At 35.3% G+C, this 22,018-nt stretch carries 23 protein-coding genes; 8 read left to right on the forward strand and 15 right to left on the reverse strand.

Annotated features, from left to right (window positions below):
- The 4 genes from SP041_RS06600 to SP041_RS06615 form a co-directional block, all read left to right on the forward strand.
- The coding region (locus SP041_RS06600) for a transposase (protein WP_137297478.1) at nt 1-578 on the forward strand (578 nt) is incomplete at its 5' end.
- A gap of 179 nt (nt 579-757) precedes the next feature.
- On the forward strand, nt 758-1,948 hold the full coding sequence (purT, locus tag SP041_RS06605; RefSeq protein ID WP_205961176.1) for a formate-dependent phosphoribosylglycinamide formyltransferase: 1,191 nt from the start codon (nt 758-760) through the stop codon (nt 1,946-1,948).
- Nucleotides 1,949-2,291: 343 nt separating this feature from the next.
- On the forward strand, nt 2,292-2,708 hold the full coding sequence (locus tag SP041_RS06610; RefSeq protein ID WP_025563705.1) for a SulA-like leucine-rich domain-containing protein: 417 nt from the start codon (nt 2,292-2,294) through the stop codon (nt 2,706-2,708).
- A gap of 458 nt (nt 2,709-3,166) precedes the next feature.
- The gene (locus SP041_RS06615) at nt 3,167-3,370 is read left to right on the forward strand and encodes a YaeP family protein (protein ID WP_025563703.1); all 204 of its coding nucleotides are present in this window, start codon (nt 3,167-3,169) and stop codon (nt 3,368-3,370) included.
- Between the two features lie 812 nt (nt 3,371-4,182).
- Here SP041_RS06615 and serS read toward each other — a convergent pair.
- The 6 genes from serS to fadR are packed head-to-tail and all read right to left on the reverse strand — an operon-like array spanning nt 4,183 to nt 11,150.
- A complete protein-coding gene (gene serS / locus SP041_RS06620) occupies nt 4,183-5,469 on the reverse strand; it encodes a serine--tRNA ligase (RefSeq protein ID WP_025563701.1) in 1,287 nt (428 codons plus the stop codon).
- Nucleotides 5,470-5,477: 8 nt separating this feature from the next.
- Nucleotides 5,478-5,864 (reverse strand): fluoride efflux transporter CrcB, encoded by a 387-nt coding sequence (gene crcB, locus SP041_RS06625; protein WP_025563699.1) that lies wholly within the window; start codon nt 5,862-5,864, stop codon nt 5,478-5,480.
- A gap of 57 nt (nt 5,865-5,921) precedes the next feature.
- Nucleotides 5,922-7,250: a replication-associated recombination protein A gene (locus tag SP041_RS06630; RefSeq protein ID WP_025563697.1), complete on the reverse strand. Its 1,329-nt coding sequence runs from the start codon at nt 7,248-7,250 to the stop codon at nt 5,922-5,924.
- Nucleotides 7,250-7,864 (reverse strand): outer membrane lipoprotein chaperone LolA, encoded by a 615-nt coding sequence (lolA, locus tag SP041_RS06635; protein ID WP_025563695.1) that lies wholly within the window; start codon nt 7,862-7,864, stop codon nt 7,250-7,252. Before lolA ends, SP041_RS06630 begins: the two co-directional genes overlap by 1 nt.
- Nucleotides 7,865-7,866: 2 nt before the next feature.
- Nucleotides 7,867-10,380, reverse strand: coding sequence for a DNA translocase FtsK (locus tag SP041_RS06640; protein ID WP_025563693.1), 2,514 nt, complete (start codon nt 10,378-10,380; stop codon nt 7,867-7,869).
- Between the two features lie 59 nt (nt 10,381-10,439).
- A complete protein-coding gene (fadR, locus tag SP041_RS06645) occupies nt 10,440-11,150 on the reverse strand; it encodes a fatty acid metabolism transcriptional regulator FadR (protein WP_025563691.1) in 711 nt (236 codons plus the stop codon).
- 222 nt (nt 11,151-11,372) lie between these two features.
- Between fadR and dsbB the strand changes: the two genes are divergently transcribed.
- Nucleotides 11,373-11,891: a disulfide bond formation protein DsbB gene (gene dsbB, locus SP041_RS06650; protein WP_025563689.1), complete on the forward strand. Its 519-nt coding sequence runs from the start codon at nt 11,373-11,375 to the stop codon at nt 11,889-11,891.
- Between the two features lie 86 nt (nt 11,892-11,977).
- Here dsbB and SP041_RS06655 read toward each other — a convergent pair whose 3' ends face one another.
- The 3 genes from SP041_RS06655 to zipA form a co-directional block, all read right to left on the reverse strand.
- Entirely contained in the window at nt 11,978-12,238 is a 261-nt protein-coding gene (locus tag SP041_RS06655) for a DUF5062 family protein (protein WP_025563687.1), read from the reverse strand.
- 151 nt (nt 12,239-12,389) lie between these two features.
- Nucleotides 12,390-14,405 (reverse strand): NAD-dependent DNA ligase LigA, encoded by a 2,016-nt coding sequence (ligA, locus tag SP041_RS06660; RefSeq protein WP_025563685.1) that lies wholly within the window; start codon nt 14,403-14,405, stop codon nt 12,390-12,392.
- 90 nt (nt 14,406-14,495) lie between these two features.
- Nucleotides 14,496-15,434, reverse strand: coding sequence for a cell division protein ZipA (gene zipA, locus SP041_RS06665; RefSeq protein ID WP_025563683.1), 939 nt, complete (start codon nt 15,432-15,434; stop codon nt 14,496-14,498).
- A gap of 207 nt (nt 15,435-15,641) precedes the next feature.
- Here zipA and cysZ point away from each other — a divergent pair, with 207 nt between their 5' ends.
- Nucleotides 15,642-16,421: a sulfate transporter CysZ gene (gene cysZ, locus SP041_RS06670; RefSeq protein ID WP_037048516.1), complete on the forward strand. Its 780-nt coding sequence runs from the start codon at nt 15,642-15,644 to the stop codon at nt 16,419-16,421.
- Between the two features lie 243 nt (nt 16,422-16,664).
- Here the strand turns inward: cysZ and sodB are convergent, their stop codons facing one another.
- A complete protein-coding gene (gene sodB, locus SP041_RS06675) occupies nt 16,665-17,249 on the reverse strand; it encodes a superoxide dismutase [Fe] (protein ID WP_025563679.1) in 585 nt (194 codons plus the stop codon).
- Nucleotides 17,250-17,457: 208 nt separating this feature from the next.
- Here sodB and grxD point away from each other — a divergent pair, with 208 nt between their 5' ends.
- Nucleotides 17,458-17,790, forward strand: a complete 333-nt coding sequence (gene grxD / locus SP041_RS06680) for a Grx4 family monothiol glutaredoxin (protein WP_025563677.1) — start codon at nt 17,458-17,460, stop codon at nt 17,788-17,790.
- Between the two features lie 120 nt (nt 17,791-17,910).
- Here grxD and SP041_RS06685 read toward each other — a convergent pair whose 3' ends face one another.
- Nucleotides 17,911-18,297 (reverse strand): fibronectin type III domain-containing protein, encoded by a 387-nt coding sequence (locus SP041_RS06685; RefSeq protein ID WP_025563675.1) that lies wholly within the window; start codon nt 18,295-18,297, stop codon nt 17,911-17,913.
- Nucleotides 18,298-18,552: 255 nt separating this feature from the next.
- The gene (rnt, locus tag SP041_RS06690; RefSeq protein WP_037048513.1) at nt 18,553-19,161 is read right to left on the reverse strand and encodes a ribonuclease T; all 609 of its coding nucleotides are present in this window, start codon (nt 19,159-19,161) and stop codon (nt 18,553-18,555) included.
- A 126-nt stretch (nt 19,162-19,287) separates the two neighbouring features.
- On the opposite strand from rnt, the gene SP041_RS06695 reads away from it, so the two are divergent.
- Nucleotides 19,288-20,157: an OmpA family protein gene (locus tag SP041_RS06695; RefSeq protein WP_025563673.1), complete on the forward strand. Its 870-nt coding sequence runs from the start codon at nt 19,288-19,290 to the stop codon at nt 20,155-20,157.
- Nucleotides 20,158-20,229: 72 nt separating this feature from the next.
- On the opposite strand, the gene SP041_RS06700 is transcribed toward SP041_RS06695, so the two are convergent.
- Genes SP041_RS06700 through SP041_RS06710 form a run of 3 tightly spaced genes read right to left on the reverse strand, consistent with a single transcriptional unit; the run spans nt 20,230 to nt 21,707 of the window.
- Nucleotides 20,230-21,003 carry an MnmC family methyltransferase gene (locus tag SP041_RS06700; RefSeq protein ID WP_025563671.1) on the reverse strand — a complete coding sequence of 258 codons (774 nt, stop codon included), beginning with the start codon at nt 21,001-21,003 and terminating at the stop codon, nt 20,230-20,232.
- A gap of 3 nt (nt 21,004-21,006) precedes the next feature.
- Nucleotides 21,007-21,252: a Rho-binding antiterminator gene (locus SP041_RS06705; RefSeq protein WP_025563670.1), complete on the reverse strand. Its 246-nt coding sequence runs from the start codon at nt 21,250-21,252 to the stop codon at nt 21,007-21,009.
- Nucleotides 21,253-21,305: 53 nt separating this feature from the next.
- The gene (locus tag SP041_RS06710; protein ID WP_025563668.1) at nt 21,306-21,707 is read right to left on the reverse strand and encodes a phosphate-starvation-inducible PsiE family protein; all 402 of its coding nucleotides are present in this window, start codon (nt 21,705-21,707) and stop codon (nt 21,306-21,308) included.
- Between the last annotated feature and the right edge of the window lie 311 nt (nt 21,708-22,018).

Below are 22,018 nucleotides of genomic sequence, written 5' to 3' on the forward strand. Positions count from 1 at the left end.
ATTTATTAATTGAAATGCCCGTATCCCCGCAAGCGAGAACTAAAAACCCAACATTACCAGAGACTTGGCAAGCAAGAATGATATGTTATCAAGATCCAAAGGGTGATATTAAAGGTTTTATTACCTCATTAATCGATCCGACAGCTTATTCAATGGAAGGTTTATTGTCTGTGTACTGGGAGCGATGGGAAATAGAGCAGAGTTTTGGGGAGCTTAAAAACAATCAGTTGAATGGGGAAATTACACTAAGAAGTCGTTTTCCCGAAGGAGTACGACAGGAGCTATGGGGGATATTATTGGGTTATAACTTGATCCGACTTGAAATGGTTAATATTGCGCGAGAAGCGAAGGTTGAACCTACACGGATCAGTTTCACTGCTGCCATTTGTATTATAGATACACAAATAAGAGCCTATGCACTATCAGGTAATGGGACCATTCCGAAAAAACTTCAACTTATGCGAGAAGATGTTAAACATTTTATTTTACCCAAAAAAAGAAAACACCGAACGTTTTCACGTTCAGTGCTCTATATTCCATCTAGATATCCGTTAAGATATAAGCCTAAAATCTCTTAACCGAACGGCATTGAGTTTAATGCTGGGCTTTTTTATGTATTACCTTTTCTTTTTAACACTATTTCACTGCATATAACTTCCTTTTTTAAGCGCTATTACTTTTCATAAACGCACACTTTAATAAATGTTATTATTGTTATCAGTTATCTTTTTAATTAATCAAACTGAGAGTGAATAACATGACGAGTTTAATTTTAGGCAGTGCAACAGCAAACAGTGCAACTAAAGCATTATTATTAGGATCAGGCGAACTTGGCAAAGAAGTGGCTATTGAGTTACAGCGCTTCGGTATAGAAGTCATTGCAGCAGACAGTTATGAAAATGCCCCAGCTATGCAAGTAGCTCATCGTTCACATGTAGTAAGCATGCTGGATGAAGAGCGTTTAGCAGAGATCATTCGCCTTGAACAACCTGATTATATTATTCCAGAAGTTGAAGCCATTGCCACAGATACCTTATTAGCCCTAGAACAAAAAGGCTTTAATGTTGTCCCTACTGCACGCGCTGCAAAATTAACGATGGATAGAGAAGGTATTCGTCGTTTAGCAGCTGAAACGTTATCTGTAAAAACCTCCCCTTATATTTTTGCAGATACTAAAGAAGAATATTTACAAGCAGTAAAAAATATCGGCCAACCTTGCGTGATTAAACCCGTCATGAGTAGCTCAGGTAAAGGCCAGAGTATTGTGAAAAGTGATGCTGATTTAGACTACTCTTGGACCTATTCACAGGAAGGAGGACGCACAGGCGAAGGTCGTATCATTATTGAAGGTTTTGTACCTTTTGATTATGAAATAACGTTATTAACGGTTAGTGCTGTTGACGGTATTCATTTTTGTGCTCCTATTGGCCATCGTCAAGAAGATGGCGACTATCGTGAATCATGGCAGCCACAAGTTATGTCAGAAAAAGCACTGCAACAAGCACAAGAAATAGCACGAAAGGTAGTGACTGATTTAGGTGGGTACGGCCTATTTGGTATGGAGTTCTTTGTAAAAGGTGATGACGTTTATTTCAGTGAAGTCTCACCTCGCCCACACGATACAGGATTGGTCACTCTCATATCTCAAGATCTTTCTGAATTTGCTTTGCATGTACGAGCTATTTTAGGTTTTCCTATCGGAGAAATTACACAATACGGCCCTTCCGCTTCTAGTGTAATTTTAGGAAATGGGGTTTCAAAGGATATTAAATTTGAAAATGTAGCCGACGCGTTAGGCAAAATATCAGGGTCACAGATTCGTTTATTTGCTAAACCTAATATTAATGGCGGACGACGATTAGGTGTGGCGATAGCACGTGGTAAAAATATTAAAGAGGCGATTGAAAATGCCAAACAAGTGAGTCAAACCGTTAAAGTAGTTTATTAAATAGCGCAGAAATATTTGAAATAGAAAATTAGTTTAATTTAAGGTAATTAGTTTAATTTAAGGAAATAGTTGAAAGACATAAATTCAACTAAATTAAACATCTTAATGACGAATAATACCGATTACATTAAATATGTTATCTAAATTTTGCACTTTTTATAAGGCAATACAGTCAATCTGTATTGCCTTTTTTTATTACTAACGATACTTAGAAACCCCATAAACGTCTATTAATTAGACATAAAACACAAAAAATGAGCTAATTATGTAATTTAAGCTTGATCAATAAACAAAATAACATTACTGTTGTTTTATACAGTGTTTATTTATACAGGTGAATCACATGCTATCTACATTATTGACAACAACACAAGCTAACCCATATTTATTACGCGATTATGACAATAGTGATGCAAAATCAAATGCATTAGTTAATGTGCATTACCAAGAAAATAACTACCAAGCTTTGTTAGAACACATACAAACAGGACAAGATCACGGTTGGATTTTATTCCTAGCTCCTCCTGGTAAACCGAATACACAGTTTTTCCAAAAGGCAGGAATCGATAAAAGTCGTGTATTAATGATCGATTCAAGCAAGGTCGGAGATAACCTTTCACTATTATCGACATTACTAAAAAGCAGCAACTATTGCACCGTAGTGACTTGGGTAAACGAACTATCAGAAACAACACGTTTAGCGATTGAAGCAGATGCTCAATCAACGAATACAAGCTGCTTTGTTTACTGTAAACAATAAAAACGTCTTTAATACATAGAAATTTATAAAGTAAAAAGTGTAGGCAACAACAATCGCTTAATGAAATAAGAACGGATTTTTTATTTCACAAAAAGTTAATGTAGGTGTGATGCAGGTATTGGTGTAGGTGTTAATAAAAATGCGTACTGAGCTTAATAGCCACAAAATACTCCACAGACCAATATGAATAACTTGTGACAAAATTGATTAAAATCAGTGATCACTTAATCAAATTAACTATAATCGTATCAACTATTAAGAATGCTCTAACAACTTAATATTAATAACTTAAGGTTAATCTTTTATAGTTTAAGTAATAATAAAGTAGTTTGAGATTATTAAATGAATAGTAATAATGCTTAAGTGTTAAAATAAGCCGAGATAATAAATACAATAATTTATCATTAATAAGTGTTTTTAATAAAGATCATTACTAATGGCACAACACAGGAAAGATTATGTACCCGTACAGTGATAAAACAAAGAATTTAATAAACTTGATTGGTAGTGGTGATGCAGCCTATGTACCTAAAGCAATTACCTGTGCAATTAAAACATTAGATGAAATAGCAAACGATACAAGCCTCCCTGAAACAACCAGAGAATCTGCAGCCTTTGCAGCCGCTAATTTAGTGTTAAGTGATTACAACGATAACGATTAAAGTGTATTCATGATTAATCATTAAAAGCATCGACAATACAGCATCATATTTTGTGTAAATAGATCAACGATTCAACAAGAGCATCACTCCACTACTTATACGCATGACTTAGACGCATGAGATTAATTATCCATAATAGGCATATTTCACTAGTTTTAGATTAATAGGTGCAACTGAAGGCATAAATTAGTAGATGATCATTGATAGGCCTTAATGAAAAAGTAGCGTAATAAGACCAATTACATTAAATAAGTGTTCTAAATTTTGAGCTGAATAAATGACTTAGCTTAAGGCGTAAATGGAGGCCTTTCGAAGATTAACTTAGTTAATCATCTGCCGGAGAATTAACTAAAAAATGTTAATTTTTGAATAGTTGTCTCCTTTACGGAACCTACAACGAAAAAATAAGTTATTTTGACAAGTAAAATAGATCAGTTAATTAGTGTGATTGATAAAACTAAAGCTATAAATGACTATTAATGGGTGATGTTAAAAAACCTATAAATAAAAGCATAGCTGTATTTATTAAATGGCTAAAAAGCTAAAAAATAATAGCGAGCTATTAGCTTTTACAGCAGAAATAAAAAGCATTGATAAAAAATATAAACCTACCTATCGCACCCATCGTATAACAAAAAAAAGTAAAAAATGAAAAGTAAAAAAGGAGCCGAAGCTCCTTTTTATGTATTTGATTACTAGCTAGTGCTTACTTGTTAATAGTTAATAATTTGTCATCCATTAATAGCAAGTAAAGAATGATTATCTATTCTCTTATCGACGGTAGAGTAATCATAAAACACCGTATTCAAATACTAACCAATATGTGTCAAACCACCCATATAAGGTTGTAATACTTTTGGCACTTCAATACGACCATCGGCACATTGATAGTTTTCTAAAACAGCCACTAACGTACGACCAACGGCTAAACCAGAACCATTCAATGTATGTAATAGTTCAGGCTTCTTAGCACCAGTACGACGGAATCTAGCTTGTAAACGACGCGCTTGGAAATCACCAACATTTGAACATGATGAGATTTCACGATAAGTATTTTGTGCTGGCAACCATACTTCTAAATCATAGGTTTTAGTTGCACTAAATCCCATATCACCAGTACATAAAATAACTTTACGATATGGTAGCTCTAAGTTTTTTAATACTTGTTCAGCGTGACCGGTTAACTCTTCTAGTGCTTCAAAACTTTTTTCAGGATGAACCAATTGCACCATTTCAACTTTATCAAATTGATGCTGACGAATTAAACCACGCGTATCACGACCATAAGAACCCGCTTCACTTCGAAAACAAGGTGTATGTGCCGTCATTTTGATTGGTAAATCAGTTTCATCATAAATAACATCACGGCTCATATTCGTTAATGGTACTTCTGCTGTTGGAATTAATGACATACCAACACCTTCTTCAGTAGCCGGATTTGTATTAAATAAGTCATCACCAAATTTTGGTAATTGACCTGTTCCATACAAACTATCTGCATTCACTAAATAAGGAACGTACATTTCTGTATAACCATGTTCATTAGTGTGCAAGTTAAGCATGTACTGTGCTAAAGAACGGTGCAATTTAGCAATTTGACCTTGCATAACAATGAAACGAGAACCAGAAATTTTAACCGCTGATTTAAAGTCTAAACCGCCTAACGCTTCACCTAATTCAACGTGGTCTTTCACTTCAAAGTCGTATTTTTTAGGGGTGCCCCAAGTTAATATTTCTACGTTTTCATTTTCATCTTTACCGATAGGAGCCGACTCGTGTGGTAAATTAGGCACCATGTCAGAAATCGTTTTAATCTGATCAGTTACTAAAGCAAATTCTTCTTTTGCTTTATCTAATGCTTCACCAAGCTCATTCATTGCTTCACGTAATGGTTTGATGTCTTCACCACGTTTTACTGCTTGGCCAATATCTTTTGAACGAGTATTACGCTCTGATTGTAAGTTCTCAGTAGAGACCTGTAACGATTTTCTCTTTTCTTCTAATTCACTGAGTAAACTAACATCTAAATCAAATCCACGTTTTTTTAATAACTCAGCAGTTTGTTCAATATCATTACGTAAAAACTTTGCGTCTAACATCTTATTCCCTAACTTTTCAAAACTAATAAAGTACCTAAATATGCAGCAAGTAAACATACTACAACATTCAAGACTACATTTAACATTGCTTTAAACAACTCACCTTGTTGGATCAATAACAAACTATCCATAGAAAATGATGAAAATGTGGTTAATGCACCTAAAAACCCCACGCCAATTAATGGCCACCAAGGTGAACTCGACATTGTTCCTTGTTGAACTAATTGATAAATACAACCCATTATCAACGAGCCAATCACATTGACGGTAAGTGTAGCAAAAGGAAAACCTTTTCCAAAGAGGCTAACTATGCCAAAGCCAATTAAATAACGGAAAGTTGCCCCAAATGCGCCGCCACAAGCAACTAAAGTAATATTCATCATTAAACTGTTCATATCGGTTCTCTTTTCTTTTACATTAAATACTCAATCACGCACCTAATCTATTCAATGTTAATAACGTTTTTTATCACTTTGTTGGTCACAATTTTTTAAATAGCGAAGCTTTTCGGCAATTTTTGTTTCTAAACCTCGTTCAACAGGTTCGTAAAACGCAACACCTTGTAAAGCTTCCGGTAAATACACTTCACCTGCGGCATAAGCCCCCACTTCATCATGGGCGTAACGATAACCTTCACCATAATGTAGCGATTTCATTAATTCTGTCGGTGCATTACGTAAATGGTGTGGAACCTCAAGATCAGGGTAGGCTTCAACAGCTTGTTTGGCTTTTGCAAATGCTTTATAAACAGCATTACTCTTAGCTGCGCAGGCGCAATAGACGGCAGCTTGCGCGATCGCTCTTTCGCCCTCTTTAGGCCCAATTCTAGTAAAGCAATCCCATGCAGACATGGCAACTTGCATTGCTCTCGGATCGGCATTACCGATATCTTCAGAAGCAATGGCTAATAAGCGTCGTGCTACATAAAGAGGATCGCAGCCTCCAGCTAACATCCGAGCATACCAATATAAGGCGGCATCGGGGTCTGAACCTCGTACTGATTTATGAAAGGCTGAAATTAAGTCATAAAAAAGATCGCCTTGTTTATCAAAGCTAACACCTTCTCGACCAGCTATTTCCATTAATAACGAAATATCGATTATTAATTTGCCCTGCTGTTGTTCACCCATATCACTGAGTAACTCTAAATAATTAAGTGCTTTTCGTGCATCGCCTTGCACTAATTGAGCAAGTTTATCTAATACACCTTCAGTAAATTCAATATTGTGCGCTGCCAAGCCTTGTTCAGATTCACAGGCTTGTTTAATAACATCAACTATTTCATGTTCAGTGAGTTTTTTTAATAAATAAACACGCGCTCGTGATAGCAAAGCATTGTTTAATTCAAAAGAAGGGTTTTCAGTCGTCGCACCAATAAATAAAAAAGTGCCATCTTCAATATAAGGCAGAAAAGCATCTTGTTGGCTTTTATTAAAACGATGGACTTCGTCAACAAATAATAAGGTACGACGTCCTGCAGCTTGATTTTGTTTAGCAATTTCAATAGCAGAACGAATCTCTTTAATACCAGAAGTGACGGCAGATAACCGTTCAACATGCGCATCACAGTATTCAGCAATTAATTCAGCTAATGTGGTTTTACCGGTGCCGGGAGGGCCCCATAGGATCATTGAATGTGCAAATCCGGCTTCTAATGCCTTACGTAATGGCTTGTCTTTGGCTATCAGATGAGACTGACCAATATATTGGTCGAAGTTCTTTGGCCGCATTCTAGCGGCCAAAGGTTGAAACTGATTATCGACTGAAAATAAGTCCTGCATTAGCGTTGATCATCTATCTCAATACCTTGTGGTATTTGAAACTCAAAGAAATCATCGCTTAACTTAACGGTTTGATCGTTATTGCTAAGTTTAAAAGTACTTTTTTGACCTTGTGCTTCTTGCACAATAAACTCACTCACATTATCTTTATTATCAAAAATAAAGGTAAAGGTATTGGTATTTAATTCATTTTTATTGTTTTTAACAACAAATTGATTGGCTTGTTTTTTTACATCAAAATTCATCCACTCAGAGGCATCTGCACCTGATAATAAGGCAAAAGGTGTACCTGCAATAGCATCAGAAAAATTCATGATAGTCACTTGTTCAATAAAAGGACTATATAACCACATATCAACACCATTTGAGACAATTAATTCTTCGTCTGGCTTAGTCACTTGCCAATGGAAATTACCAGGGCGAGAGATGGTTAACGTACCCCAACTTTCTTGAATAATTTGTCCTTCAGGACTCATTACTTGTTGTGCAAAGTCCGCACTAATAGTAGTGAATTTAGATAACTTTTGTTGTAATAACTCGCTATCCGTTTGCGCTTGAGCGATTTGAAACATTGAAATAAAAACACAACATGTCGCAATAATAATTTTTTTCATTTTTAATCCTTAATAGGCGGTGGTGCAAGCACATCACGGTTACTGTTTGCACCTGAAGGTGCGCTAATCACACCTTGCGCTTGTAATTGGTCAACTAAACGAGCTGAACGGTTGTAACCGATACGGAATCGTCGTTGAATACTTGAAATGGAAACTTTACGGGTTTCTGTAATAAAACTCACTACTTCATCAAACAATGGATCAATGTCCTCATCTCCTTCTGCTTGTTCGCCTGGTAATAACATATCTAGATCAGCATCACCGGCAAGAATCTCTTGAACATAATTTGGTTGGCCTCGTTTCTTCCAGTCAGCGACCACTTTATGTACTTCATGGTCATCAACAAAAGCCCCATGAACACGAGTTGGAACACCAACACCTGGCGGCATATACAACATATCACCATGGCCTAATAACGTTTCCGCACCTTGTTGTCCAAGAATAGTACGAGAATCAATCTTACTCGATACTTGGAAGGCAATACGTGTCGGAATATTCGCTTTAATCAAACCAGTAATAACATCAACCGACGGGCGCTGTGTTGCTAGAATCAAATGTATTCCTGCTGCACGGGCTTTTTGCGCAATTCGCGTAATTAACTCTTCACACTTTTTACCCACAATCATCATCATGTCTGCAAATTCATCAACCACCACAACTATCGTGGGTAGTTTTTCTAACTCAGGCGCACTTTCTGCCATGCTGTCACCGGGCTTCCATAATGGATCAACGATAGGCTCGCCAGCGGCTTTGGCTTTTTTAATTGCGGTATTGTATCCCGCTAAGTTACGGACACCGATTTCAGCCAATAGTTTATAACGACGCTCCATTTCACCAACACACCAACGCAACGCATTAGCGGCATCTTTCATGTCTGTTACCACTTCAGTTAATAGATGTGGAATACCTTCATACACATTTAACTCAAGCATTTTAGGGTCAATTAAGATCATACGTAAATCTTCAGGTGATGATTTATACAATAAACTGACTAGCATACAGTTAACACCAACAGATTTACCTGAACCGGTTGTACCTGCCACTAAAAGATGTGGCATTTTAGCTAAATCAACAACAACAGGTTGTCCTGAAATGTCTGCACCTAACACCATTGTTAATGGTGATTTACTTTCATGGAATCTTTTGCAATCTAATACTTCTGAAATATAAACGATTTCACGATGGCGATTAGGTAGCTCTAAAGCGATAACTGATTTACCTGGTATTTGATCGACAACACGTACACTCATTGCAGATAACGCGCGCGCTAAGTCTTTTTCCAGGCTACTAACTGTACTGACTTTCATTCCAGGTGCTAAATCTAATTCAAAACGCGTGATCACCGGACCCGGTAATACATTAACGACTTCCGCTTTTATTTTAAATTCAAGCAATTTAGATTCAACTAAACGAGCCGCTGTATCTAACTCTTTTTGTGAGATAGGGTTTTCTTTTTTGTCAGGCCTATCTAATAAATCAATATGGGGTAAAGGTGCAATATTTTGGTCGGCTACAAATCGTTCTACTGGACGAGCATGTTCTGGTAAATGAGAGAAATCGACCTTCGCTAGCTTTTTTTCTACTTTAGGTTCAGCGCTTATAGGTTCAAACTCTTGATCAGAAACATCATCTGATTGCCAGTCGATATCATCAATATTTAGTTCTGGCTCGCCCTCATTTGGTTCATCAATAAAACTAGTTCCTAAGAAAGAATCACCTGAGTCATCACCCTGCTCTGACAAAAACATATCATCGACTTCATCTGTCGCTTTGTTCGCTAAATTATCGAGTTTTTTCTGTTCTTTCATTGCTTGTTTTTGTTGTTTTTTCTCTAACTTTTCTTGCAACATTTGTTGTTTATCTAATAAGCGTTGTTGATCACTATCAGATCGTTCTTCTTTCATTTGCTTAAGATTATTAGGTAGGCTAGCTAACCATGAAATCCCGTTAAGCGTATATTCGCCAAGACCATCGATTAAACGAATCCACGAAAACCCAAACAACAACGTTGTGCCTGAGATTAAAAAAGTAAGTAATATAAGATTGACCGCCACTAAGCTAAAAAAACCTAACATGCTTTGTGCGAGAATATCGCCAATTAACCCACCAGAGGGATAGTAGAGATAATCGCTAACATTCAGTGCTATTAAGGCGCTTAAGCTCAAGAAAGTAAAAATAAAACCAACAATACGCAAACTCAGATTTAAAAAATCAACCTCTAAAGTAAAGGTTGGTTTCCATAATATAGCCCAAGCAAATGAAACAATGATCACTGGAATAAGATAGGCTAGAAAACCAAACCCAAAAAATAATATATCTGCAATCCAAGCGCCTACCCTGCCTCCTGAATTCTGAATTTCTGTCACCCATTGCTGTTGTGACCAACTTGGATCAACAGGTGAAAAAGTGAATAAGGATAAGGTAATAAATATGGCAACAAAAGCGCTGACAATAATCCCAACTTCTAATAACTTTTGCACCCCTGATAGGTGATTTAATAATTTGCTATTTGACAAGAAAATAACCCTAAAAATAAAAAATGCCTAATGGCATAATAAAAATAAATAAAACGATTTTAATCTAAAAAATTATCCGGTAATTGATCACGCAAACGTAGCCAAATTTTGCCACTTGCAAATGCAGAATCTCGTACGATTTGCATGATTTGTTGTCCATCACCTTCTTCAAATACTGTTTTAATATCAGCATAGAATGATAGTGCGATTAATTTTGCTTCCGTGTTGGAAAAATAAAACATACCTACTTTACGATATAAATCCTGTAAGCCATTTAAAATCAATACGTAAATCATATTATTCGATGAAACAGCAACATGATGATAAAAACGATAATCAAATTCAGTAAAGACTTCACTGCTCGCATCAACGGCAGGAATATCTTTTAAGAATTCAATAACGCTTTTACTATTATGTTTTGCAGCCATTCGTAAAATGATCGTACTGATATTTGTTCTTACAGACATTAGTTGGTCAATAAAATCGCCACGACGTTCCTTATCTAAACGCGTTAATGTACTTAAAACATTTAATCCTGACGTTTCCCAGAAATCATTAACTTTAGTTGCCTTACCGTGACGAATGGTTATCCACCCTTCTTTCGATAATCGTTGCAATACTTCACGTAAAGTTGTGCGAGTGACACCTATTTTATCCGCTAACAGTCTTTCCGCAGGTAACTCGGAATGGATCGGTATCGTACCGTTCCAAATAGACTCAATCAGGTATTGTTCTGCTACATCAGCAGGGCCTTTAACTTTCATTATCATGGTTATTCTGGTTTTCCAATATCATATCGCGACATCTTAACATATTCATTCAACTCAACGATGACTGTTTAGAAAAACAGTACCATTAAATGCTTAAATTAGGTGTAATTTTTAATGTGTCTTAAATTATTTAAATTTTCCTCAGTAATCCTCTGTTTATATTGAACTTTTAAGAGGTACAATAGAACTTATTAAGTTGAAATATTCTATTAGGAGAATCCATTGATTTCAAATTTAAAAGCACTTTCATTACAACGTTGGCCTTGGTTATTACTGGCAGCCAGTGCATTAACAATGGAATTATGTGCACTTTACTTCCAACATGTCATGAAACTTGAACCTTGTGTTATGTGCGTTTATGAACGCCTTACTATGCTTGCTATCGTCGCTGCAGGTTTAATCGGAGCGAGCGCACCTCACAATCTACTTGTCCGTCTTATTGCTTTTGCTACTTGGGGCGTAGGTTCAATTTGGGGATTGTTATTAGCCATGGAGCATACTGACTATCAAATGAATCCATCGCCTTTTGCCACTTGCGACTTTTATCCAAACTTTCCAAGTTGGTTACCATTGCATGAACTATTTCCGTGGTTATTTAACCCAACAGGTTACTGTTCTGATATCGTTTGGACCTTTTTAGATTACTCAATGCCACAATGGTTAATTGTTAGCTTTTCTATCTATGTTGTTATCTTTGTAGTGGTTACAATTACCGCATTATTACCTGCTAAAACTAAATAAGACGGTTAACTAAAGCAAAAAACTGCACTTATTATACGTTCCTAGGAAACGTTAATTTAGTGCAGTCTGCGATAATAACTTAAACGTTATTTTAAAAGTGAATGGTCAGCAGGTAAATTTTTCATTATCCAAGTCACTAACTTGTGGCGAATATTAGCTGTATTTTCGTCGGCTTCATTTAGCGAGTTAATTAATTTATCTTGCACTAATAAACGATAAATACATTCTTGTTTATCCTTTGCAGAAGTAGTGCTATCGATACCGACATACCCTCTTTTAATGGCATAAGCAGTACCCAATTTCGTTGCATGCTGTAATAACTGAGATTCATTTTTAATTTTTTTCATATCTATCCCTTAATCGTTCTTATATTGCACTTATTAAAATTCATCATACACAAAACAAATGTTAGTTATGTGAATGACTTACAACATTTTCACTTCAAACAAGTAATACAAGACGAGTCGATTATATTACTTGTTTAATACTCGTTGATGCCTATTTTCCTAATAGCGTTAATATTGCACTTTCATCCAATATTTCAATGCCAAGTTCAGTCGCTTTTGCTAACTTTGAGCCTGCAGCCGCACCAGCCACTAGCGTATTAGTTTTTTTAGACACACTTCCAGCAACCTTTGCACCTAAAGCTTGTAATGCTGCTTTGATATCATTACGGGATATTGCATCAAAACTTCCTGTGATCACAAACGTTTTATCAAGCAGTGGTAATTCACTAGCATCGACTTCTTTGATTTCAGGCCAATGTATACCTGCCGTTAATAATTGTTCAATAACGTCTAAGTTATGATCTTGACGCAGAAAGTAATAAAGATGCTTAGCAACAATTTCACCAACATCACTGACAGTTTTCAATGATTCAATACCCGCTTCTTTAATCGCTGTCAGTGTTTTATAGTGAAGCGCTAAGTTAGCAGCAGTTGCTTCACCTACTTCGCGAATACCTAATGAATATAAGAAGCGCGCTAAGGTCGTTTTTTTACTTAATTGAAGACTATTAACGAGTTTTTTAGCAGAGGTTTCTCCCATACGAGGCAAACTAGAGAGTTGCTGCACCGTTAATGAAAATAGCTGAGAAGGATCTTTGATCAGATTATGATCAACTAGCATGTCGACTAACTTATCACCTAAACCATCAATATCGAGCGCTTTGCGAGATGCAAAATGTTTAATAGCTTGCTTACGTTGGGCCTCGCAATATAAGCCTCCAGTACAACGAGTTACAGCTTCTCCTTCGATACGTTCAACATCACTGTCACATACAGGACATGTTTCAGGGAAAAGAATTTTAGTTGTTTTCGCGATATCTCGTTGCTCAATAACAACCCTTGCGACTTGAGGAATAACATCACCAGCGCGGCGAACCACAACAACATCACCAATTAATATCCCTAAGCGTTCTATTTCATCTTTATTATGTAACGTCGCATTAGAGACAGTCACTCCACCAACGAAAACAGGTTTTAATTTAGCAACTGGCGTAATCGCACCTGTTCTTCCAACTTGAAATTCAACATTCTCAACAGTTGTTACAGCTTCTTCAGCAGGAAACTTATAAGCCATTGCCCAACGCGGTGCACGTGCCACAAAGCCCATCTTTTGTTGCAGAGCAATATCATCTACTTTATAAACGACACCATCAATTTCATAAGCCAGAGAAGGCCTTTTTTCAGCAATATTAGTGTAAAAATCATGGCAAGCATCATCACCAACGACACGTTTCACTTCACTTGAAACAGGCAATCCCCAATTTTTTAACTGCTCGATTCTAGCGTATTGACTATCAGCGAGCTCCCCTTCAAATACACCGACTGAATAACAATAAAAAGCCAAAGGTCTTGCCGCTGCCACTTTAGAATCTAATTGACGTAAACTACCCGCAGCAGCATTACGCGGATTAACAAACGGTTTTTCACCCGCGGTAATTAAACCTTCATTTAATTTATTAAATCCCGCTTTTAACATGAAGACTTCACCACGAACTTCCAATAAAGAAGGGATGTTTTCACCACGTAATCTAAGAGGTAAGTTAGCAATAGTTTTAACATTTTCAGTAACATTTTCACCTGTTAAACCATCACCTCGTGTAGCAGCTTGAATAAGCAAGCCATTTTCATAAATAATACTGGCCGCTAACCCATCTAATTTGGGTTCAATACAAAAAGCCGTTTCTGCTAGTGTCGATTTATCCATTACACGCTGCATAAAATCATTCAATGACTCTGAATCAAATACATTGTCTAAACTAAGCATGGGTAATTGATGAGTAACTTGGTCGAATTTAGATAACGCGGCGCCGCCTACTTTTTGCGTAGGTGAATTCGTAGACAACAGCTCAGGGTGTTCTGTCTCAAGCTTTTGTAGTGCTTTAAAAATACGGTCATATTCAGCATCGGGGACAGAAGGTGCATCTTGAACATAATATTGATAATTATATTCTTCTAATAATTCACTAAACTGTTGTATTTGTTGTTCGACTTTATTGTTATTACTCATGGATCTTTGCTCTTATTGGTTTTTACTAATAAAAAAACCTCGTAAACGAGGCTCTCTTAGGAAGTCAGTCCTGATATTAACTATCAGCACTTATTTATATTTTTCTAAACGTTTACGATATTCGATAAATTGCTCTTGAGTAAACTGTTCACGTTTTTCGTTTAATACTTCACAATCAAACTCTTCAGCAACCTGCTCAACAGCTCTTAACATCATATCGAAGGATTTATTTACGCTAATTTTATGATTAGGAGCGGTAAAGAAAAATGAAATACCAGGTGAATTGAATTGCTCCATATAATCAACATCAAAGGTACCTGGTGCCATCATATTAGCAATACTAAATAACACTTCGCCAGTACCGTTTGAATGCTCATGACGATGAAAAATATTCATTGCGCCATAACGGAACCCTGATGTTAAAAAGAATTGTAATAACTCATGACCCCCTAAGCGTTTGCCTTCTCTTGCTGCCACATTGAATATAAATAATTCAACTTGATCATCATTATTCTCTGATGCTTTGTCTACCTTGCCTTCTGAGCTTGGTTTAGTGTCGATAGTATTTTTTTCAGTCTTTTCTAATGAGTGTTCATTTTTAGATTTTTGTGTCTCTGTCGCTAACAGGTCATCTTCTGATAATGCGATCGCTTGATCAATGGAGGTGATGACATCATTTTCTTGAGCATGATTTAATTTCACTTCCTCAGCTTTATCACTCTGTGCTTTTGAACCCAAGTTAAATTCAAAAGGTTCAAGTTCTTCCTTTTCATCTTCTATATGTGAAGAAAAAGAGACACTATCAAAATCTCGTGTTAATGATCGTTCATCATCAACCTCTTCAGACTCATCAACTTCCTCTTCTAGTTCAGCTTCTTCACGCTCTTGCTCTTCTAGCTCATCTAATTCAGCTTGTTGTTCAGCTTTTAATGCTAATTTGTTTTTTCTGTTTAATAAAAAACCGTGAATTGATACACCGGCAATAGCTAAAATGCCAATAACAATAAGAATAGATTGAAAATGCTGCATTATTGATTCTCTTGATTTATTTAAATAACTTGATTCATTTTAGATAATTTAATGACCCTAAATTACCCTGTATCGCCCTGTACGTCTATCGTTTGCATCTAATTTTTTATAAAACGGCGACACTATTTATAAAAGAATCTATTTATTAGCTGATATTTACTGTCTACAAGGTAATATTATCAGATATATCAATAAGAAGGCTTAATAATGAACAGTACAAACATAATTAATCAACCCTTAAGTGGTTTAGGCTACTTACTAAAAGGTATTCAACTACTCCGTCATCCACAACTTAGAATATTTGTGTTAATTCCATTACTGATTAACGTACTTATCTTTGCCAGTGCATTTTGGTTTTTATTTTCCAGTATCACGGCATGGATTGAAACCTACATGCAAGAATTACCGACCTTCTTAAGCTGGTTGTCTTACATATTATGGCCAATCATTATTTTTACTATTCTATTTTCCTTTTCATTTATATTTTCTACTATAGCTAATCTCATTGCTGCACCATTCAATGGTTTGTTAGCAGAAAAAACTGAGATCCTGTTAACCAATGCACAAATAAATGATGATGGTTGGCAAGATATATTTAAAGACCTTCCACGTATATTGAAAAGAGAATGCCAAAAATGGGTTTATTTTTTACCACGTATGCTGGGTTGCCTTATTTTATTTTTTATTCCTGTCATTGGACAAACCATTGCACCAATAGTTTGGTTTATTTTTGCGGGTTGGATGATGGCAATTCAATATGCAGATTACCCATTTGATAATCATAAAGTGTCTTTTGTTACGATGAGAAAAACACTTGCTACTCGTTTTGGTAAGAATATCACCTTCGGTATGATTATCAGCTTTTGCACCACGATTCCGCTGGTCAACTTTATTATTATGCCAATTGCAGTCTGTGGCGCCACTGCTGCCTGGGTGGATATTTATAAGCAACAAGTATTAGATGACCCGCTCAACCGTATTGATTAACTTAAGGCGACATAAACTCTATTTATCTAAACCTTAGAGTTAACTAAGTTGGTTGCAATGGGCTTTAGAGATAAGTTTAGTGATGTGTAAGGTCTAGTTTTGTAAACACACGAAAATTTTTTGATCTTTTTCACTTTGAATTCAATAAAAAATAGACAATAAAAAAGCCTATCAGATAATAATATCTCGATAGGCTTTTTTCATAATGAATAAATTAACGAAAGTTAATTATTCATTATCAAATTATGCAGCGAAGTTCTTAGCTACAAATTCCCAGTTAACTAATGCCCAAAAACCGTTTAGGTAGTTAGGACGAACGTTACGGTAATCGATGTAGTAAGCATGTTCCCATAAATCAACAGTAAGAAGAGGAGTAGTACCTTCTTCTGTTAATGGTGTTCCTGCATTTGAAGTGTTTACGATTTCTAGTGAACCGTCTGCTTTTTTAACTAACCAAGTCCATGAAGAACCGAAGTTATTCACTGCTTTATCATTTAATGCAGCTTGGAATTCAGCGAATGAACCAAATTTAGCATTAATTGCAGTAGCAAGTTCACCAGTTGGTTCGCCACCAGCATTTGGTGCTAAACAGTTCCAGTAAAAAGTGTGGTTCCAGATTTGTGCAGCATTGTTAAAAACGCCACCTTCAGAAGTTTTGATGATTTCTTCTAAAGATTTTTCAGCAAGATCAGTACCTTCAACTAAACCGTTTAGTTTAGCAACATATGTTGCATGGTGTTTACCATGATGAAATTCTAATGTTTCAGCTGAGATATGTGGTTCTAATGCGTCTTTTGCATAAGGTAATGCTGGTAATTCAAAAGCCATTTTAAATTCTCCTAATAAAGGCTGGGGGGGGATCTAACTTTATAGTGGTCATTTATACTTACTTTATGAATAAAAAGCCACCACAAAGATTGATCTAGATCATTTTGTATCTATGATAGAATAATTGCAAATTCATAGATAGATTGCGCGTATACAACTGTTATAATGCGCAATTAATTAATAACATTCTATCGTTAGAGGAAATATAATGGAAACATTAGATAAAATTAAAGAACAATTAAGCGAAAACACTATCTTGTTATACATGAAAGGTTCGCCAAAATTACCAAGCTGTGGTTTTTCATCACAAGCATCGCAAGCGTTAATGCAATGCGGACAACCTTTTGCTTATGTTGATATCCTACAAAATCCAGATATCCGTGCAGAACTACCAAAGTATGCAAACTGGCCAACGTTCCCACAATTATGGGTAGACGGTGAGCTAGTCGGTGGATGTGACATTATTTTAGAGATGTCTCAACAAGGTGAATTACAACAGTTAATCACTGCTGCAGCAGAAAAAGCAGAAGCAGCTAAATAATAAAGCAGCCTTCTATCAAAAAAGCCCATATTAACATTGTTAATATGGGCTTTTTTTAAAACTATTTTTTATATCTACACTTTCTATATCTACAATATGGTGAAGTGAGAGGCGACTTAATCAACTATCGTCATTACAACTTATATCAGAGTAAGCAATACCACTGTCATTATATGCACCAATGCGGTAACAATAAGTGTTATTAGACAAGACATTTGTATCGACATAGCTAATTTGATTTTCACCTACAGAAGTGAGTATAACAAAATCGCCTGAGCCGCCAAGGCTTCGCTCAATAAGAAACCCTTCTTCATTATCAGCTAGATCATCCCAACTAACCTCAAGAGATTCATATTCTTCTAATACATCGAAAATTTCAGTGCTTTCATTTGAAGAATCGTTGTAAGCCTTATTCGATTGCACTGAATCAGAGCTGCTATCCCCACATCCTATTAACGAAACAAAACACACAGACATAATGAGCTTATAGCACTTATTTTTTATCATTTTCTACCAAGTCCTTTTTAACCGATTTAACCTATTTTCAACAAACAAAATAGTCAGTTAAAAAATTCAAACTTATAGATCACCTTAGTAGCAAAAAATTCACTTTAAAACTCATCTATAAAACATTTTAAAATATAAATTTAATTTCGGAAAATATATCATTAAAACATGAACCTTGATAATAAAATAAAAAGTATTATTATATGAAAATACTGCTACTTTCGGTATTGTTTTTATTGTAGGTTACTGATTTAATTACCAACCACCAAATGCCTTGTAACGATTCACCATGTAATAAAACAACTCAGCAGTCACTTCTGTGTCATATAAAGCAGAATGCGCTTCTTTATTATCGTAATCTACGCCTGCTTTTTCACAGGCTTTAGCTAAAACGGTTTGCCCTAACGTTAAAGCTGCCATACTTGCAGTATCAAATGAAGCAAAAGGATGAAATGGAACACGCTTTAAATTACAACGCTCCGTCGCTTTATTAATGAAACCTTGATCGAACGATGCATTATGCGCCACTAATATGGCACGACTACAATCATTATTCTTTTGATATTTACGTACCTTTTTAAATATTTCAGTTAATGCTTCACGCTCATCAATTGCACCTCGTAGAGGGTTAAAAGGATCAATACCAGTAAAACTTAACGCTTTAGGGTCTAACTCTGCACCTTCAAAAGGCATGACATGAAAGTGAATTTTATCTACACTTTTTAAGTACCCTTGCTCATCCATCTCAGGAAATATAGCCGCAATTTCTAAAATAGCATGGACTTGAGGATCCAAACCTGAAGTTTCAATATCAATGATAACCGGGTAAAAACCTCGAAAACGATCTACTAATTTGTTATCCATTACATCTCACTGTTAAAATAAAGTTCGATTATTATGCCAGAAAGCATTAAAAACCTCATAATTTTACTAAAGATATTTATTCACTTGCCGATATAAACAACAGTGATTAAAAAATATCGAGCCATTATGAAAAAAATACTACCTTTAATATTCATAGTAACCACAATGCCAGCAACTTCTGCTAATAAGCAGTACCATGCAGGAATGGATAATTCTAATTGGTATTTAAGTAGTTCAACGCCTATACAATGTACGCTTGAGCACCCTATCCCTCGATATGGTCAAGCTAATTTTATCGCTAAAGCCAGTAAAAAAATCAATTTAGATTTTAGATTGGAAAGTAAAAGAGCAATGCCAACAACTGAAGTGGTGCAATTAAAATCAGTCCCGCCAGCATGGCACCCTGGGTCAGCCCCTGAATTAATAGATACTATTACATTTCATCAACAATTTGATGGGTACGTTACTAAGCAAAGTGCTTGGCGAATGCTCAATGAATTGGAAAGAGGACAAGTACCAACATTTTATTTTCACGATTGGTACAATAATAAGCAAATGGTTAGTGTTGGTTTATCATCAATCAACTTTAATAAAAGCTACGATGATTTCAACAACTGTATTTCTCAGTTATTACCTTATAATTTTGATGATATCTCCTACAGTATTTTACGTTATAAAAAAGATGGATCTTTACTCACTCAATTTTCAAAAAAACGTTTAAAAATGATCGGTGATTACATAAAGCATGATAAATCTATTAATGTTATTTTAGTGGCGGGTTATTCAGACGGTTATGGCGGTGTTAATACTAACCAAGTGTTATCTGAAAAAAGAGCAAATTCCGTTAAAGAATATCTCTCTGAACTAGGGTTTAATAATGACAATATTAAAGTATCTGGTTTTGGTGAGAAGCACCATGTAGCAGACAATAGAAATATTCTAGGTAGGCAAGAAAATAGACGTGTTGTTATTTCAATAGAAAAAGAAGATATATAGTGTCCTTTATAATAAACAGCTTAATTATGAATAGCTGATTAATAGTCGATATTTATCATGTAACATCGATGATTATATTTTTTGTACGTGACTTGGAATATAAGTCATTTTTTCAATTGTTTTATCCAAACCTCTTAAGTCCACTTCAGTAAAACCAAGTAAGCGTTGTTGTAATATTGATTTATTAGGGATGGTTTGATAACTACACATGATCACAATATTACTATAATCTTCAAACTCAATGAGTGTGATATTCGGAAAGTATTTTTTAATCGTAAACAACATTTTTAAAAGCTGTTGATTGCTTTGTGCTTTTATATTTAAAGAAACCACACCTTTAGGACTTGTTATTTTACTTAGTTGCTTATAAAAAAGCTCAGTAAACAAAAACTCAGGACTTTTTTCTCCTACAAACAAATCACATAAAATCACATCGTATTGAATCGTAGTCTCTTCAACAAACTGTTCCGCTTGTTGGCAATAAACATTGATAGAGTTAGGTAAATAAAAATACCGTTTAGCCATATCAATAATAGGTTGTGAGGCATCGATAGCAGTGATCTTTATATTAGGTAAAGAAACTAATGCGCGTTCTATTGATGCACCGCCTAATCCTAAATTAAGAATATTAGTTGGGTTATTCTCTAATAATAAAAAAAGTAATAATGATTGAGAAACTGGCATCACCACTTGTTTTGGGGTGGCTTTAGACATTAACGACTGAATCGACTTTCCATTATATTCAAACCATCTATATTGCGCCGTTTCTTTTACTTCTAATATACAACCACCAAGATCTTGTTGATGTAATAAGGTCGTGTTAGCTAATAATTGTTCGATTTCCATCAATTAAACAAAAGAAACTTGCTGAATATGTGGGTTTTCAACATCCACACTGAGCAGCGTAATATCACTTAACACAATATAAACAGTTGTCCCTTTATCATCCACTTTAATACACTCTTCACGTGCGCTATTACGCGCGGTATCTAAAGCAATCCCCTCGATGATCTGACCTGATTTTAAGGTTAACTTAAGAGGATAATGGTACAAACATACGATTTCAATATAATCATATTGGTGGCAACTTATCATCGTATTTCCTTTAATTTGCATCGTTCTTTAACTACATAATGAGAAATATTATATCAAAGTTCTTTATCTGAATTACCATAAGGATATTTAATATGACCATAGCGAATGACTAAAATCGCTAATACAATAATGAGTATTGACGCAGATAGTCCTAACATTCTCCACGTATCTAGATTTTTCATATCTAAAATCATATAACGAGCAAGTGCAACGACTGCGATATAAAGCGGCATTCTTACCGGTAATCGCCCCGACTTTAAATACAAACTAACCATTGCAAAAACTTCTAAATAAATAAACAGTAATAATAGATCAGCTAAAGTGACTTCCCAATTTTTAAATACAATCCACACTTCATTTGCCATTGCGACAACGGTTAATAAAGCAATAGTAAATAATGCAATATGCTCAACGAAAGACAACGCCTTATAACTCGCTTTTTTCACCTTCAACATAGTATTTCTCCTATACAAATATAACGTCCATATAAACAGCTGATTAATTAGCGATGTTCTTATTTTACTTTTAAGCACTGGTCCGGTTTTTTAATAGTTTAATAATCTAATTAACGGGTGATGTTTAATTTTTTCTAAAAAATATTAAACAATTAGAGACCGAGATCACAATATCAAATTTCAACGTAATATCAATATGTTAATAGTGATGATGGGGTATTTTCTGTATAGGCTGACCTAATAACACTTTATTATATGATAAATGGTTATATGAGAAATAGTTATATAGAAAATCGCAAGATACACAATTA

It is taken from the genome of Psychromonas sp. SP041 (assembly GCF_000470315.2).
Classification (GTDB): Bacteria; Pseudomonadota; Gammaproteobacteria; order Enterobacterales; family Psychromonadaceae; genus Psychromonas.